We start from the raw sequence: 13,354 nt of genomic DNA, 5'->3' as shown, positions 1-13,354 counted from the left end.
AATTCAATTTTAAATTACCTGAAATTCTGGGGTTTTTACAATGTAATTAAACGCTCTTAAAACAGCTGCATCAGCATTAGGACTACTAGCATCAAAATCGTATTTAAGAAGGGTTTCCATATCGGTTTGCATATCATCACTCACTTTAAAAACTAAATTATCAGTAAGTGATTTTATAATCTCTTTATTATTCATATTGCTGTTATATAAATTAATTTGGGGCTTTTCTGTATTTTCTCCTTTCTTGCTACGAATCAATTTTCCCATACATAACAAATCTGCAATATTATTGCGCTGTAAATAGGTTTGAGAAGACAACCAACTATTACCACCATCCCAACCTTTAACATTGGGCTGGTTAAAAAGTTCCATACCTTGCTGTCTTAAAAAGAAAAGAATATGCTCAGGCTTTTCAATGGCTATATTTAACTCGTTTTTTAGTTGGATGATGTAACGTAGAGGATCTTTTATTTTTGTTCCTGCATTATTCTCTTTATATGCTTCAGTAAACATCTTGGTTAAAAGCGGTTGAATCTCAAAATTTACACTTTTAAAATAAGTACCTAATTCTTGGACTTTTTCTTCTTTTGGTTCATCTTCAATAAACCACTGTAAAAGCTTTTTTGTTACTAAGTAGGGTATTTGAGGTTGTTCAAAAATTATATCTATAATATCATCCGCTTTAAAAACTCCTGTTCTACCCAAATATGTAATAATATCATTATTTTCTAGAAAACGTCTATATACTCCAGATTCATCTCCGTAATTTAGCCCAGCAAGTGCTTTTGCTCCATTCTTTATATCGTCTTCAGTATAATTGCCAATACCTAAAGTAAAAAGTTCCAAAAGTTCTCTACTTAGGTTTTCATTAAAATTGTTGTTTCGGTTTTTAGCATTATCCAAATAGCTAATCATAGCGTTTGATTTAATGATTTGCTTGGTTAATGATTTAAAGTTTCCAAATGCATGACGTCTTAAAATCATATGGTGTTGATACACCCAATAATTAACCTTTACTTTTTGTTGAGTTGATACAAAGTGGTTGTGCCAAAAACATATCATACTTTCAATTAACGGATACTCTGCGGTCATCATTTTATTAAGCCACCATTTTTGAAGTCCAATTACGGTATGACGTTGCTTTAAATTGAAAGCTTTTTTTTCTTCTGCTGAAAAATTTTTGGCTTTATTGCGCAGCTCTTTATAATCCTTAAACTTTTTTGGAGCATCTTCTAAACAACTTGGTAATTGAGTATCATTTTTTACGTTAAATGAATTAGCTAAAAAATTATCAAACCCCATCGATTCAATTATTTTAGCTTGTAAAGAACTAAAACCCAAGCGTAAAGAATATAACACTGATTTTTTCATTTGACAATATTATTTAGCATTAAGACAATCATTTATTGATTTGGTTTAATGATGAATATAAATTAAGTTTAGTTTTTTAACTAATTAAAAGCAAGTTACTTGTTATAACAGTTATTGTTTCAAAAATGAAGACTTGAATACCACTAAGCATTATTAACTATTTTTTGGTAAAAAACACAATAAAAAATCACATGAAACAGCATAAAAATGGATTTTCATCGATTCATTGCTATTCTACTAATTTTTTTCATTTTAATATGGATAGTATTTGTAAGGAGTTACAAGGAAATAAAAAAGCCTTATCAAATAATGACAAGGCTTTTGTACTGAAGGCGGGACTTGAACCCGCACGAACTAATGTTCATTGGATTTTAAGTCCAACGTGTCTACCAATTCCACCACTTCAGCAACTTGGTATGTTTTAAGAAAGTTTCAGAGCGAAAGACGGGATTTGAACCCGCGACCCTCACCTTGGCAAGGTGATGCTCTACCCCTGAGCTACTTTCGCAGTCTTTTTAATGAACTTGCAATACTAATATTGCGGATGCAAATTTAAAATATTTCTTATAAAACCAAAGGCTTTTTACTAAAATAATATTTTTTATTTCTATGCCCGTTTTTCTTTCGCCAACATACGTTTAATTTCGTTCAATTTCATAAGCGCTTCAACCGGCGTAAGTGTATCAATATCAATGTGTAAAATCTCTTCTTTAATATTTTCCAGTAACGGATCATCTAAATTAAAAAAGCTTAATTGCAGGTCGTCTTTTAAGGTTTTAACCTTGTCTGTCAATTCTTCACTGGAGTGAGACTTCTCTAATTTCTGTAAAATCTTATTCGCTCTGTGTATCACCTGCTGTGGCATGCCCGCCATTTTTGCTACATGAATACCAAAACTATGAGCACTGCCACCCTCAACCAGTTTTCTTAAAAAAAGCACGTTATCTTTTAACTCCTTAACAGACACATTGAAATTTTTAATACGTCCAAAGGTTTCAGTCATTTCATTGAGCTCATGGTAATGCGTAGCAAACAAGGTTTTTGGTTTCGCTGGATGTTCATGCAAATATTCACTGATGGCCCAGGCTATTGAAATACCATCATAAGTGCTAGTACCACGACCTATTTCATCCAATAACACCAAACTTCTGTCTGAAATATTATTCAAAATAGAGGCTGTCTCATTCATCTCAACCATAAACGTTGATTCACCCATAGAAATATTATCACTCGCTCCTACTCTGGTAAAGATCTTGTCCACTAAACCTATTCTGGCCGATTTTGCAGGGACAAAACTTCCTATTTGAGCTAACAGCACAATCAATGCGGTTTGACGTAATATAGCAGACTTCCCAGACATATTTGGTCCTGTAATCATGATGATTTGCTGCGTGTCTCTATTTAAAAACAAATTGTTGGCGATATAATGTTCCCCAATAGGCAATTGCTTTTCAATAACCGGATGTCTTCCGTCAACAATATCTAAATCAAAAGAATTATCAATGGTTGGATATATATAATGATTGTCCTTAGCCAATTGTGCAAAACCACACAAACAGTCTAACTGACCAATTAAAAAAGCATTTTGCTGCACAGGTTTAATGTACTGGTTAAGCCAGCTAACTAATTCTGAAAACAGCTGCTGTTCAATAGCTGAAATGCTATCTTCAGCACCCAATATTTTGGCTTCGTATTCCTTGAGTTCTTCAGTAATATAGCGCTCAGCATTAACCAATGTTTGCTTTCGTATCCATTCAGAAGGCACCTTATCTTTATGGGTGTTTCTTACTTCTATATAATACCCAAACACATTATTAGAATCTATTTTTAAAGACGTGATTCCGGTGCGTTCACTCTCACGCGTAAGCATCTGGTCTAAGTAATTTTTACCTGATTTAGATAATCCTCTTAATTCGTCTAATTCTGAAGAAAATCCAGGCGCTATGGTATGACCTTTTAAAACATTAACAGGCGCCTCTTCATTTAAGGTTTCCTTTATTTTCTCTCTTAAAACATCACAACTTTGAAGCGTATCACCAATAATTTTTAAAGATTGATTGTTACATGCAGAGGCAATTGATTTAATAGGCACAATGGCTTCTAATGAATTTTTAAGCTGAATGACTTCACGTGGATTCACTTTTCCTGTGGCTACTTTTGAAATCAGGCGCTCCAGATCGCCAATATGCTTGATGTGATTTTGAATTTTTTGAAGCGTTGTTTTTTCTTTAGTTAAAAAATCTACTACTTCATGGCGCTGCTTTATCTTCTCTATATTTTTTAGCGGTAGTGCCAACCATCTTTTCAATAAGCGTCCGCCCATGGGCGAAATGGTTTTATCAATAACATTTAATAAAGTAACGGCATTATAATTTGTAGAATAAACTAGTTCTAAATTTCTAATGGTAAACTTATCCATCCAAACATATGCGTCTTCGGCAATTCTTGAAATGGCACTGATATGCTGGATTTTATTATGTTGGGTTTCTCCTAAATAATGCAAAATAGACCCCGATGCAATAATACCCTCATACAACTCTTCAATTCCAAACCCTTTGAGTGATTTGGTGTTGAAATGTTTGGTTAAAGTTTCATAGGCATAATCAGCCTGATAAATCCAGTCTTCCATATAAAAGGTATGAAAGTCTTTTCCAAAGGTTTCTATAAACAGGCTCCGCTTTTGCTTAGAAACCAGCACTTCGCTCGGATTAAAGTTTTGAAGTAATTTATCAATGTACTCCGCATTTCCTTGAGAGGTTAAAAATTCACCGGTTGAAATATCTAAAAAAGAAATTCCTATATGCGTTTTATCAAAATAAACAGAGCATAAAAAATTATTGGATTTTGACACTAACACCTCATCATTAAATGCGACTCCAGGCGTCACCAATTCTGTAACCCCGCGTTTCACAATATTTTTTGTGAGTTTTGGGTCTTCTAATTGATCGCAAATAGCAACCCGCTCACCTGCCTTAACCAGTTTAGGCAAATAGGTGTTTAAAGAATGATGCGGAAATCCTGCAAGTTCTGTTTCACTGTCACTGCCTGCACCGCGTTTGGTTAAAATTATACCCAAAATACCCGCTGCCTTAATCGCATCTTCTCCAAAAGTTTCATAAAAATCCCCCACACGAAACAACAACAGAGCATCCGGATACTTCGTTTTAATAGCATTGTACTGCTTCATTAAAGGAGTTACTTTTTTTGCCAATGGACTATTTTTATATGTTATTTTTGTAAATTAAATAGGATTGCTAATGTACTTATTATTTCATGTTTTTTGAAACCGAAATTTAATTACTTATTGATAATTATTCACAAATATACAGATGCGAAAACTAAAAAATAGCGAACTGGACAGATTGAGTGTTGAAGATTTTAAACTGGTTAAGAAAACACCACTTATTATTATTTTAGATAATATTAGAAGTTTAAATAATATTGGCTCCGTATTTAGAACCAGTGACGCTTTTTTAATTGAAAAAATATATCTGTGCGGAATTACAGCAACCCCACCACATAAAGACATTCATAAAACTGCGCTTGGCAGCACTGAAACGGTTGATTGGGAATATGCTGAAAACACTTTAGACTTAATTAAAAAGCTACAAGCTCAAAATATAAAAGTAATTGCCATTGAGCAGGCCGAAAATGCCACCATGCTGAATGACTTTAATCCTGAACCACAAACTACCTATGCCCTAGTATTTGGTAATGAGGTCAAAGGAGTTTCACAAAATGTGGTTAACGAAAGTGACATAGTCATTGAAATACCCCAATATGGTACCAAACATTCATTAAATATATCCGTCAGTGCTGGAGTTGCAATATGGGATGTGTTTTCTAAATTGACAACACAAGGTTAAACACATTTTCTCTTTGATTAAGGTTAGTTTTTATCTTGTGTTATAAATTATAGCTTCACATTAGTTTATATCAATTTAATCAATTCCTTTTATACTAAAATACTTAATAAATCACTTGGAAGGTAAAAACGACTATTTAGTCGTTTATTTTTTGAAATACAGCATATTGTAACTATATTTATTCAAGAATAATTTATAACACAAGATGAAAACTAAAAGCCTCGTATTTTTTAAAACTATCACGACATTATGTGTGTTTATGGTTTTTATGTTTACTGTTAATATGAATGCCCAAAACGGATGGAATAACGGAGCTACCATAGAACATTCGGCAAACGTAAATGAGAATCGCAATAATGGGTATGCCGGCGAAGGGAACAACGGGAACGGCGTTGGAAATTATCCTTATGGAAACCAAGGAAGCAATGACAATCCTAATGGAAGAACCGGAGGCGGAGGCAATGATTCCATTCCCTTAGATGGTGGTTTAGGAATTCTATTATTAGGAGCCGCAGTTTTTGGAGTTAAAAAACTACATGATTATAAAAAATAATAAAATTTAAGTCATTAAAAAATGACTATTCATAACCAATAAGGCTTTTTCTAGGAAAAGCCTTATTTTTTTTATAGTTTTTAAAAATGATGCTGGTGATTTTTATTTGATTTAAAATTACTACATATCCCTTTTTGATTCTATAACGTCAATTTTCAAGTTTAGTTTAAATTCCACTTGAACCTTTTGAAATAAGCCTGTACTATTAAATACAAAAAATTTTATACTCAACGCGCTGAATAAATGCACTTTAAAGTTCAAATATGCATTTACATCGAATAAATATTATACTGATCAAACTGCAATATATATTTATCACGTTATTAATCAACTAATTTAAATATGGGATGAAAAATTACTCTCAAACAAAAAAATCGCTTTTTAAACCACTTAGTGTATTCTTGGCTGTTTTAGCTTTTACTTTTACCACGAATGTAAACGCTGACGGAGGTGGAAATGCTGATGGTAGTAGTACTGGTGAAACAGGTTACAATATAACTACAGGCACAAACTCTACTGGTGGTAACTGTGGAAATGGGCCTCATACACATGCAGGTAACGCTATTTGTAATAAAGGTGGTGGTACATCCGTTCCATTAGATGGTGGTTTAGGAATTCTATTAGTAGGCGCTGCTGCTTTTGGTGTTAAAAAATTGCGTGACAACAAGAATGGGGCTATTTAGTTCATTAAAAAAAGACATTCCATTACCGATAAGGCTTTTTCTAGGAAAAGCCTTATTGTTTTTTATTGCCTGGAAAGTAATTTATGGCGTTTTCTTATTAGACTCCAACACTATAGATAATGTATTAACGAATCATGTAGGGACTTCTTCTGTTTACGTCTTAAATAATTTAACTCCTATGTCAGGTTTTATTGCTAAAGAAGAAATTTATTCTGAAGTCCTAGCAGGAGAAACTGAAGAACATCTAAGTTCAGCGATATACCATAATGGCTATAAAGTATTAGATATTGCGCAAGCGTGTAATGGTTTAGAATTATTAGTGTTATATATTGGTTTTATTGTTTGTATGCCTTCGAATATAAAACGCAAATTACTTTACATTGGGATTGGCGTATTACTGCTTGACAGTGTTAATATACTTCGTTGTGTGGGCTTGATTTATTTACGAGAATATTTTCATGCCTATTTTGAATTTGCTCATCATTATATATTTAAAATCATGATTTATACAGCAACCTTTTTAATTTGGGTGCGGTTTAGTCGAAAAATTCAATTAAAAAATGAATCTTTACAAGTCGGATAAGGTTCGCTTCATATTCGGACTTATTTTCATTCTTATCATTTACACAACATATTATGTTGGTTTTTACGAAAATAGTAATCTTATTTTACCGGGTAAATTAAGACATATTATAAAATTTTTAGCGACAATTGCTGTATATCTTGTTGGCACCTTTCACCTAGGAAAATTAAAAGACAAATGGATGTCATTAATTTGGCATATCGTACATGTTTCTGGACTATTTATAATTACATCCCTTGGATTGATTGATTGGTTTATTATGGAAATAAGCCTGAATTTAAGATTGTTTGCTAATTCTGTTCAAGAAATATTAATCTCCCCTCTTTTATACTTAGCAATGGGTTTGATTAACAAAACTTTTAAAAAAGATTCTATTGTTTAGATGATGAGATTTTCAGGGTTTGACTTAACAAAAAAATAAGGACCATAGAAGCACAATTCATTAATCGCAAATAGCATTCAAAATACTTAAATAATCTTCGCGGTTAGCTACAAAATCTTTGTCAGAGATATCAATTATTTTCACATTAAAATCTACCTGACTTTTTAAAAACTCCAAATAACCGGCATTAATTTTTTCCAGATACTCATCAGCAATATTTTGCTCATAATCGCGACCCCGTTTTTTTATGTTTTCCTGAAGACGTTGCGTATTCTGATATAAATACACATACATATCAGGCTTTGCAATATCTTTATACATGAGATAAAATAGTTTCCTATATAACTTAAACTCATCTTCATGCAAGGTGATCTTTGAAAAAATCAGCGATTTAAACACATCATAATCACTCACAATGAAATCTTTAAATAAATCAAGCTGAGATAAATCATCAGAAATTTGTTGATACCTATCTGCGAGAAAAGACATTTCTAAAGTAAAGGCATAGCGTTGTGCATCTTCATAAAACTTAGGTAAAAACGGGTTGTCTGCAAAGCGTTCTAAAATAAGCTTTGCATTAAAATCATGTGAAATTTTAGTTGCTAAACTTGTTTTTCCTGCGCCTATATTTCCTTCAATAGCAATGTAATTATACTTTGAGAAAGAATGCTTTTTTGTAGGATTCTTTAACCAGATATTTATGGATTCTAAACTGGTTTTATCGATACAATTATCAAGTAATTTTGCAACGTCAGCCTTTATTTCCGGGTGAATGACTTTAGGAGCAATGTCAAATAAAGGTTGCAGTACAAACTTTCGTTTTTCCATTTCAGGATGTGGCACTTGCAAGGTTTTTGTAGCAATAATTTCGTCATCATAAAACACAATATCCAAATCAATAATTCTGGCTTCATAACCAGATTTTTTATTTCTAATTCTGCCAAGTTGTTTTTCAATACTCAATAATTCTTTTAAAACATCCTTTGCTGCTAGCTCTGTTTCTAAACGCAAACAGGTATTTAAAAAATCGTCACTTTCAAAACCAAAAGACGGACAATTATAAACTTTAGAAATAACGTCTACTTTACCAACTTTAAGATATATGAGGTCAATAGCGTCTTGTAGATTTTTAAATCTGTCGCCTTTATTACTTCCAAGTGATATGTAAACAATGTGGGATTCAATCATAATAATTAGCAAAATAACTAAAAGAAAATCACTTTAAACTATATTTGTGAAAACTGTTAATAAGTTTCTATGACATTAAAAGATAAGCTTGCCGCACAAAAAATTTATATGCTCTTGGGAGCTCTTTTTATAACTTCTCTAGTGGTTTCAAACTTAATCTTTCAGAAATTTTTTTACTGGTATCCCTTTCATCTTGAAATTTTTGGCACCAAGCTTTTTGAAATTTCAGTAGGTATCTTACCTTATCCTATTACCTTTTTAATCACCGATTTAATAAGTGAAATCTATGGTAAAAAACGTGCAAATCAAATTGTAGTCACGGGTATTTTTGCCTCCATTTTTTCATTAAGCATTGTTTTTGTATCCAATGCTGTTCCGGCAACAAGTTGGTCGCCAGTAGGAGACCAGATGTTTTCAACCGTTTTTGGCAATACGGCATTAGCGGTTTTTGCCAGTATGCTGGCCTATCTTTTTGCACAGTTTATAGATATTCAGATCTATCATTTCTGGAAACGAGTTACTAAAGGCAAACACCTATGGTTACGTAATAATTTTTCAACTTTTTCGTCTCAGTTTGTTGACACCTTAACCATATTAGTGTTGCTTTGCTCATTTGAAATTATTGAATGGAGTAAATTTCAAGGGTTATTGGTTGCCGGCTTTATTTTTAAAGTCCTTATTGCTGCTTTTGATACCCCTTTTCTATATCTAGGCGTTTATTTATTTAGAAAACGCTTTAAATTGAAAGTGAATGAAGAAATAGAATTACTGTAGGGCTTATAAAAGTTAACATTAAATTTAGCGTCTATTTCATCTTTTAACATCATTTTTACGTATATATTTTTACAATCGTTGTCTTATGAAAAAAGCATTAAAAATTACAGGGATCACTTTAATTAGCATCATCGTTTTATTAATTGCCATTCCGATTATTTTTCAATCCCAAATTAAAGGGATGGTTAAAGATTATATTAACGACAACCTTAATGCTCAAGTTGAGTTTAGCGATGTTAGCTTAAGTTTTTTAAGAAGTTTTCCACAAGCACTTGTTTCGGTTAGTAATTTAACAATTACCAATTTTCATCCTTTTAAAGACGAAACATTTTTGACTGCAAAAGACATATCATTTACCATGTCAGTTAAAGAACTGTTTAAAAACGCCGATGAAGATCCTATAATTATTAATTCCATTACAGTAAATGAAGGTTTAATAACCTTAAAAACAGATATTCATGGAAATACTAACTATAGCATTACAAAAGAAGACACAACCAACACAGTAACAACTCAAAAGAGTAGCTTTAAGTTTGATATTAAGGATTATAAAATAAATAACAGTGCCTTAACCTATATAGACGAAGCCTCTAAAATGTTTGTTTCTGTATCTGAATTAAACCATGAAGGGAAAGGTGTTTTCTCTGCTGACAAGTCTGAATTAGACACAAAGAGTGAAGCCCATTTGAGCATCACCATGGATAGCACCAACTATTTAAAAAATAATCTGGTAAAATTAGATGCTTTAATAGATCTTGATTTACCAAACGACATTTATACATTTAAAGAGAATAAAGGGTTTATCAATCAATTACCTCTGGAATTCCATGGTTATGTAAAATTATTAGAAGAAGGACAAGAAATTGATATAACCTTTGAAAACCCGGGGTCTTCATTTAAAGATTTTTTAGCGGTAATTCCTGAAACTTATTCTAAGAACATTGAAACAGTAGAAACTACTGGTGATTTTAAAGTTAATGGCATTATTAAAGGAATCTATTCAGACGAAACCATTCCAACTTTAGATATTAACATAGTGTCTAATAATGCGTCTTTTAAGTATCCTGATTTACCAAAACGCGTTGAAAATATTACTATTAATACCTCTATAAAAAATACTACGGGAATCATTGATGACACTTATATTGATATTAATGCGCTTAATTTCAAAATAGATCAAGATATTTTCAAATCGTCTGCTACACTAAAAAACCTTACTGGAAATATGCTGGTGAATGCTACTTTAGAGGGTGTTTTAAACTTAGCGAATATAACTAAAGTATATCCTATTGAATTTGACAATAACTTGACCGGTATTTTAAAAGCCAATATAAAAACAGCTTTTGATATGGACGCCATTGAATCAAATGCCTATGAGCGCATAAAAAATAGTGGTACTATGAGTGTGAGCAACCTCAATTTTTCATCAGAAACTTTTGCAAATCCTATTAAAATTTCAGATGCCAAATTAACTTTTAACACTGGAAATGTTTCCTTAAACCAGTTTAATGCCACAACGGGTAAAAGTGATTTAGCAGCTACAGGAACCATTCAAGGATTACTTGGGTTTTTATTAAGCAATAAACCCCTACAAGGTAATTTTAATTTAAATTCAAACCTGTTTGCTGTAAATGATTTTATGACGAAGGACGTGCCAGAGACAGATAAAAACCCTACTTCGAAAAAGGAATCATTTAAAATTCCAGCGTTTTTAGATTGCTCCATTAATGCGCAAGCCAATACGGTAGAATACGATAACTTAAAGTTGAAAAACGTAAAAGGCACCTTAATCATTAAAGATGAGCAAGCCATTTTACAAGATATGACTTCCAGCCTTTTTGACGGTCAATTGGCAGTAACAGGTTTGGTTTCTACTAAAACAGAAACACCGACCTTTAATATGGATATAGGAATTAAAAGTTTTGATATTGCACAATCTTTCCTAGGATTTGAGTTATTTCAAAATATGGCGCCAATTGCTAAAGCCATTTCAGGAAAATTGAATACTGAACTAAACTTAAAAGGCGATTTAACCAATGACTTTACCCCTAATTTAAAATCGCTATCTGGTAATGCTCTGGCAGAAATTTTATCATCTACTGTCAATCCATTAAATGCAGAAGTATTGAATATATTAGGCAGCACTCTGAATTTTGTTGATTTTAAAAAATTAAACCTTAACGATTTAAAAACAAAGTTTGAGTTCAATAATGGTCAGGTAAGTGTAAAACCATTTCATATTAAATATCAGGATATTGATATAGAAGTTGCTGGATCTCATAATTTTGACAAAACCATGACCTATAATGCCGTCTTTAATGTGCCGGCTAAGTATTTGGGCAGTGAAGTTAATAGGTTAATTGGTAAAATTGACGAAGCCTCAATAAATAATCTTTCAATTCCTATAACAGCGAATATTACCGGAACATATCTGAAACCAACTGTCAAGACTGATTTAACAAGTGGCGTTTCAAAACTTACCAATCAATTAATTGAGATTGAAAAACAGAAACTAATGAACCAAGGAAAAACGGAGGTTAAAAATTTGCTTGGAAATCTTTTAGGCGGTAATAGTAATACATCAGATAAAGAACCGTCAGAAACGAAAACTACACCAATAGATTCAACAAAAACATCACCTGAAAGTACAGTTCAAAAAGAAATCAAAAATGTGCTGGGAGGCTTATTAGGTGGTAAGAAAAAGAAAAAGGATACTATTAATTAAACTTTTTGGTTTTATTTATCCCATTATAATAATAAAGAATCGTAATTATTAGGTTTTCTCAATTAAAAAGTTAAGTTGTAGGTAGATAAAACTATAACTTAAAAAGAATATATGAGGCAATTAAAAATTACGAAACAAGTTACCAACAGAGAATCAAAATCACTTGATAAATATCTTCAAGACATTAGTAAAATTCAATTAATAACAGCTGACGAGGAAGTAGAGTTGGCACAAAGAATTCGCGCTGGAGATCAAGTCGCTTTAGATAAACTCACAACTGCTAACTTACGTTTTGTGGTGTCAGTCTCAAAACAGTATCAAAACCAAGGCTTAACTTTACCAGATTTAATCAACGAAGGAAATGCTGGTTTAGTAAAAGCAGCAAAACGTTTTGATGAAACAAGAGGTTTTAAGTTCATATCTTATGCCGTTTGGTGGATAAGACAGGCCATTCTTCAAGCGCTTGCAGAACAATCACGAATAGTGAGACTTCCCTTAAATAAAATAGGTTCTATTAATAAAATTAATAAAGCTTATTCTTTTTTAGAGCAAACACATGAAAGACCACCGAGTGCTCAAGAAATCGCACACACCTTAGACCTTTCTGTAAGCGAAGTAAAGCAATCTATGAGGATTTCAGGCAGGCATGTATCTATGGATGCACCTTTTCAAGAAGGAGAAACTTCTACGCTTTATGACGTGGTACAATCAGGAGAGTCTCCCAGACCAGATGCCAGTTTAATGAAGGCTTCATTAAATATTGAAGTTAATCGTGCACTAGACATGCTCTCTGAAAAAGAAGCAGAAGTTATCCGCCATTACTACGGTATTAATGACAAACAGCCTATGAGCCTGCAAGAAATAGGCGAGTCCTTTGGGTTAACACGCGAACGGGTAAGACAAATAAAAGAAAAAGGTATTCGCAGATTACGCCATACCTCTAAAAGTAAAGTATTAAAAACCTATTTAGGGTAAATAAAATTCAATTCTATAATTTAAAAACAGCTATGCTAAAAATCATTATAAAAGAAGGTGAAAATATTGAACGTGCATTAAAACGTTACAAAAGAAAACACCGTAATATTAAAGTCATGCAAAATTTAAGAGAAGCGCAGTTTTTCACAAAACCTTCTGTTAAAAGACGCAGAGAAATTCAAAAAGCAGAATACATTCAAAATATTAGGGATCAGGAAGACCTTTAATGTTTAATTTTATAGTTATATGAATCC

Annotated in this window: 12 protein-coding genes and 2 tRNA genes; 9 read left to right on the top strand and 5 right to left on the bottom strand. The window is 32.3% G+C overall.

What is annotated here, in order from left to right:
• Nucleotides 1-9: 9 nt before the first annotated feature.
• The 4 genes from V8G56_RS07530 to mutS all read right to left on the bottom strand — a co-directional run bounded on the left by V8G56_RS07530 (nt 10) and on the right by mutS (nt 4,558).
• Nucleotides 10-1,371, bottom strand: coding sequence for a DUF1800 family protein (locus V8G56_RS07530; RefSeq protein WP_395437828.1), 1,362 nt, complete (start codon nt 1,369-1,371; stop codon nt 10-12).
• A gap of 324 nt (nt 1,372-1,695) precedes the next feature.
• Nucleotides 1,696-1,779, bottom strand: a tRNA-Leu gene (locus tag V8G56_RS07525).
• 28 nt (nt 1,780-1,807) lie between these two features.
• A tRNA-Gly gene (locus V8G56_RS07520) sits at nt 1,808-1,879 on the bottom strand.
• A gap of 99 nt (nt 1,880-1,978) precedes the next feature.
• Nucleotides 1,979-4,558 (bottom strand): DNA mismatch repair protein MutS, encoded by a 2,580-nt coding sequence (gene mutS, locus V8G56_RS07515; RefSeq protein ID WP_395438159.1) that lies wholly within the window; start codon nt 4,556-4,558, stop codon nt 1,979-1,981.
• Between the two features lie 142 nt (nt 4,559-4,700).
• Here mutS and V8G56_RS07510 point away from each other — a divergent pair, with 142 nt between their 5' ends.
• From V8G56_RS07510 to V8G56_RS07490, 5 genes are all read left to right on the top strand, one after another.
• Nucleotides 4,701-5,237, top strand: a complete 537-nt coding sequence (locus V8G56_RS07510; RefSeq protein WP_395437827.1) for an RNA methyltransferase — start codon at nt 4,701-4,703, stop codon at nt 5,235-5,237.
• Nucleotides 5,238-5,442: 205 nt separating this feature from the next.
• A complete protein-coding gene (locus V8G56_RS07505) occupies nt 5,443-5,790 on the top strand; it encodes a PID-CTERM protein-sorting domain-containing protein (RefSeq protein WP_395437826.1) in 348 nt (115 codons plus the stop codon).
• A gap of 347 nt (nt 5,791-6,137) precedes the next feature.
• The gene (locus V8G56_RS07500) at nt 6,138-6,473 is read left to right on the top strand and encodes a PID-CTERM protein-sorting domain-containing protein (RefSeq protein ID WP_395437825.1); all 336 of its coding nucleotides are present in this window, start codon (nt 6,138-6,140) and stop codon (nt 6,471-6,473) included.
• Nucleotides 6,448-7,056, top strand: coding sequence for a hypothetical protein (locus V8G56_RS07495; protein WP_395437824.1), 609 nt, complete (start codon nt 6,448-6,450; stop codon nt 7,054-7,056). Before V8G56_RS07500 ends, V8G56_RS07495 begins: the two co-directional genes overlap by 26 nt.
• Nucleotides 7,034-7,438: a hypothetical protein gene (locus V8G56_RS07490; RefSeq protein WP_395437823.1), complete on the top strand. Its 405-nt coding sequence runs from the start codon at nt 7,034-7,036 to the stop codon at nt 7,436-7,438. The genes V8G56_RS07495 and V8G56_RS07490 overlap by 23 nt, the downstream gene beginning before the upstream one ends.
• 60 nt (nt 7,439-7,498) lie before the next feature.
• Here V8G56_RS07490 and folK read toward each other — a convergent pair whose 3' ends face one another.
• The gene (gene folK / locus V8G56_RS07485) at nt 7,499-8,626 is read right to left on the bottom strand and encodes a 2-amino-4-hydroxy-6-hydroxymethyldihydropteridine diphosphokinase (protein ID WP_395437822.1); all 1,128 of its coding nucleotides are present in this window, start codon (nt 8,624-8,626) and stop codon (nt 7,499-7,501) included.
• 69 nt (nt 8,627-8,695) lie between these two features.
• Between folK and V8G56_RS07480 the strand changes: the two genes are divergently transcribed.
• The 4 genes from V8G56_RS07480 to rpsU all read left to right on the top strand — a co-directional run bounded on the left by V8G56_RS07480 (nt 8,696) and on the right by rpsU (nt 13,327).
• Nucleotides 8,696-9,400, top strand: coding sequence for a queuosine precursor transporter (locus tag V8G56_RS07480; protein WP_395437821.1), 705 nt, complete (start codon nt 8,696-8,698; stop codon nt 9,398-9,400).
• Nucleotides 9,401-9,485: 85 nt separating this feature from the next.
• Nucleotides 9,486-12,125, top strand: coding sequence for an AsmA family protein (locus V8G56_RS07475; RefSeq protein ID WP_395437820.1), 2,640 nt, complete (start codon nt 9,486-9,488; stop codon nt 12,123-12,125).
• Nucleotides 12,126-12,236: 111 nt separating this feature from the next.
• A complete protein-coding gene (locus tag V8G56_RS07470; protein WP_331629190.1) occupies nt 12,237-13,100 on the top strand; it encodes a sigma-70 family RNA polymerase sigma factor in 864 nt (287 codons plus the stop codon).
• Between the two features lie 32 nt (nt 13,101-13,132).
• Nucleotides 13,133-13,327 carry a 30S ribosomal protein S21 gene (rpsU, locus tag V8G56_RS07465; protein ID WP_331629188.1) on the top strand — a complete coding sequence of 65 codons (195 nt, stop codon included), beginning with the start codon at nt 13,133-13,135 and terminating at the stop codon, nt 13,325-13,327.
• Nucleotides 13,328-13,354: the final 27 nt, after the last annotated feature.

It is taken from the genome of Gaetbulibacter aquiaggeris, from assembly GCF_044003965.1.
Classification (GTDB): Bacteria; Bacteroidota; Bacteroidia; order Flavobacteriales; family Flavobacteriaceae; genus Yeosuana; species Yeosuana aquiaggeris.
This window is presented reverse-complemented; position numbering and strand designations above follow the sequence as displayed.

Bases quoted from the DNA above. Each gene is read 5' to 3' on its own strand.
- V8G56_RS07530 (WP_395437828.1), bottom strand. From the start codon at position 1,371: ATGAAAAAATCAGTGTTATATTCTTTACGCTTGGGTTTTAGTTCTTTA.
- mutS (WP_395438159.1), bottom strand. From the start codon at position 4,558: ATGAAGCAGTACAATGCTATTAAAACGAAGTATCCGGATGCTCTGTTG.
- V8G56_RS07510 (WP_395437827.1), top strand. From the start codon at position 4,701: ATGCGAAAACTAAAAAATAGCGAACTGGACAGATTGAGTGTTGAAGAT.
- V8G56_RS07505 (WP_395437826.1), top strand. From the start codon at position 5,443: ATGAAAACTAAAAGCCTCGTATTTTTTAAAACTATCACGACATTATGT.
- V8G56_RS07500 (WP_395437825.1), top strand. From the start codon at position 6,138: ATGAAAAATTACTCTCAAACAAAAAAATCGCTTTTTAAACCACTTAGT.
- V8G56_RS07490 (WP_395437823.1), top strand. From the start codon at position 7,034: ATGAATCTTTACAAGTCGGATAAGGTTCGCTTCATATTCGGACTTATT.
- folK (WP_395437822.1), bottom strand. From the start codon at position 8,626: ATGATTGAATCCCACATTGTTTACATATCACTTGGAAGTAATAAAGGC.
- V8G56_RS07480 (WP_395437821.1), top strand. From the start codon at position 8,696: ATGACATTAAAAGATAAGCTTGCCGCACAAAAAATTTATATGCTCTTG.
- V8G56_RS07475 (WP_395437820.1), top strand. From the start codon at position 9,486: ATGAAAAAAGCATTAAAAATTACAGGGATCACTTTAATTAGCATCATC.
- V8G56_RS07470 (WP_331629190.1), top strand. From the start codon at position 12,237: ATGAGGCAATTAAAAATTACGAAACAAGTTACCAACAGAGAATCAAAA.
- rpsU (WP_331629188.1), top strand. From the start codon at position 13,133: ATGCTAAAAATCATTATAAAAGAAGGTGAAAATATTGAACGTGCATTA.